The sequence below is a fragment of the Streptomyces sp. CO7 genome, from assembly GCF_053474865.1.
Genome location: NZ_JBRIOU010000003.1, coordinates 443,464 through 446,107, shown reverse-complemented (window position 1 = coordinate 446,107; position 2,644 = coordinate 443,464). Strand labels below are relative to the sequence as shown.

Annotated in this window: 2 protein-coding genes; one reads left to right on the top strand and one right to left on the bottom strand. The window is 75.7% G+C overall.

All coding sequences use genetic code 11. The annotated features are described in order from the left end of the window. The coding region (locus ACOV8S_RS11945) for an ATP-dependent helicase C-terminal domain-containing protein (RefSeq protein WP_448317750.1) at nt 1-954 on the top strand (954 nt) is incomplete at its 5' end. 87 nt (nt 955-1,041) lie between these two features. Here ACOV8S_RS11945 and ACOV8S_RS11940 read toward each other — a convergent pair. Next, nucleotides 1,042-2,644, bottom strand: a 1,603-nt coding sequence (locus tag ACOV8S_RS11940; protein ID WP_448317749.1) for a lytic transglycosylase domain-containing protein, incomplete at its 5' end; no start/stop codon positions are given.

The window sequence follows — 2,644 nt, the reverse complement described above, 5'->3', positions numbered from 1 at the left end:
GTGGTGGCTGCGCTGGCGTTCCCGGAGCGGGTGGGCCGGGTGGAGGGCGGGTCCTGCCTGATGGCCGGCGGCACGCGGGCCCGGCTCCCGGAGGGCTCGCCGCTCGGGGACGGGTCCTGGCTGGCCGTGGCGGTGGCCGACCGCCCGGTGGGCAAGGGCCACGCCCGCATCCGGCTGGCCGCGGTGGTCGACGAGGACACCGCCCGCCGCGCGGCGGCGCCGCTGCACGCGCAGGGCGAGGAGGTCCGCTGGGCGGACGGTGACGTGGTGGCCCGCCGGGTGGAGCGGCTCGGCGCCGTCGAGCTGGTGGTCCGGCCGCTGCGGGACGCCGCCCCGGAGCGGATCCGCGCGGCGCTGCTGGAGGGGCTGCGTGCGGAGGGGCTCGGCCTGCTGCGCTGGTCGCCGGACGCCCGGGTGCTGCGGCAGCGGCTGGCGTTCCTGCGCGGTCGCCTGGGCGACCCTTGGCCCGAGGTGTCGGACGAGGCTCTGCTGGAGCGGGCCGACGAGTGGCTGGAGCCGGAGCTGGGGCGGGCCCGGCGCCGCGCCGACCTGTCCCGGATCGAGGCGGGGCAGGGGCTCTCCCGGCTGCTGCCCTGGGCGTCGGGCGAGGCGGCGCGGCTGGACGAGCTGGCGCCGGAGCGGCTGGAGGTGCCGTCGGGCTCCCGCGTCCGCGTCGACTACGGCGACCCGCGGCAGCCGGTGCTGGCGGTGAAGCTGCAGGAGATGTTCGGCCTCGCCGAGTCCCCGACGGTGGCGGGGGCGCCGGTCCTGGTGCACCTGCTGTCGCCGGCCGGGCGTCCCGCGGCGGTCACGGCGGACCTGGCGTCGTTCTGGCGGGACGGGTACCGAGGTGTGCGGGCGGAACTGCGCGGGCGCTACCCGAAGCACCCGTGGCCCGAGGACCCTTCCTCGGCGACCCCCACCCGGCACACCAACGCCCGCCTCCGCCGCTGAATCCCCGGGCACAGGCCCCCAGGAACGGAACACGCCGGGGTCGCCCGGTGGGGCGGCCCCGGCGTCGGCGCCTGAGGGGAGGGACGGTCAGGCCGTGCCGGCGTCCTCGCCCGCGGAGCTGTCCCCGGCCGCCTCGACCGTGAGCTCCACCGTCTCCTTGCCGCCGCCGGGCGTCTCGACGAGCAGCAGGTAGGTGCCGGCCGCGTCGCCCGCGAACAGCGTCGGCAGTTTCAGCACGCCGTCGGCGTCGGTGGTGAGCTGAAGCGTGCGCACCGCCTCGCCGTCCGCGTCCTCGAAGTGGGGGCCCTTGTCGTTCTCGGTGAGGTCGTCCGCCGCCTTCACCAGAGTGACGGTGGCTCCGACCTTCGCGGCGGGGGCGCCGCCGCGGGTGGCGGAGAAGGTGAGCGCCGCCTCGTCCCACTTCCCGCCCACCGCGCAGACCAGCGGCGCGCCCTCGGCCAGGGCGATCCTGTCCGCCGTGCGGACGGTGACCGCCGCGTCCCACTCGACGGCCGTGAGGTCGCGGCCGACGACGGTGGCGCGGACCGTGAACGCTCCGGTGCGCTCCCCGGCCACCAGCGCGGGCGTGGTCGCGACGCCGCGGCTGTCGGTCTGCACGGTGGCGACGTCCTCGCCGCCCGTGAACACCGTGTCGGTGTCGCCGACGATGGTGAACCTGATCCGCACCTTGCCGACGCCGACGCCCGCGGAGGTCTCCGCCCGGGCCGCGACGTCCTCGCCGAAGGTGGTTCCCGCCATCGTGCTCAGGGAGTCGCCGGTGGCGTGCTCCAGGTGGTGCACGCGGTCGTTGGGCGTCGCCGGCTCGCCCGGGGCGGGCGGCGTGGTCGGCGGAGGGGTGGGCGGTGTGGTCGAGCCGCCGCCGGGCGTACCGCTTCCGTTGCCGCCGCCGTTGCCGCCACCGGCGTCCGAGCCGCCGCCCGGGATCGAGGAGGGCGGGGCGGACGGCGAGTTGGGCACGACGAGGAGCGGGTCGTCGTTGCGGTGGACCGGCACGCTGCCCGTGCCGTCCGGGATCTCCTGGACGCCGTCGCGGAAGGTCTCCATCCACCGCAGCACGGTGTTCAGGTACTCACGCGAGTTGTTGTAGCTGAGGATCGCCCGCTCGAGGTCCGCCTTGTCGGAGAGGTCCCAGTCGTAGCGGCACAGGTAGTACCCGGCCGCCAGCGCCGCGTCGTAGACGTTGTTGGGATCCTTCTTCCCGTCCTCGTTGCCGTCCTTGCCGGCCCAGGCCCAGGTCGAGGGGATGAACTGCATGGGACCGACGGCACGGTCGTACTTCGTGTCGTTGTCGAAGGCGCCGTTGTCGGTGTCGCTGATGTGTGCGAAGCCCTTGCCGTTCAGCGGCGGGCCGAGGATCGGCTTGTCCAGGGGGGTGGTGCCCGAACTGTCGACCTTGCCGCCGCGGGCCTGGCCGGACTCCACCTGACCGATGGCGGCGAGGAGTTGCCAGGGCAGGTTGCAGCCGGACCTGGTCTGGCGCAGGGTCGCCTCGGCCTTCTTGTAGGCGTCGAGGACGGTCGCCGGAATGGCGGACTCGGCCTTGCCTCCGGCCGGGGACTTCAGCTGCGGGAGATCCGTGTAGTACGAGTCGTCGCCCGGGAGCTCGGCGGGGTCCGGTATCGGCTGGGGGGCGCCGGTGTCCGGGCCGGGGCCCCCGGCCCCCCCCCCC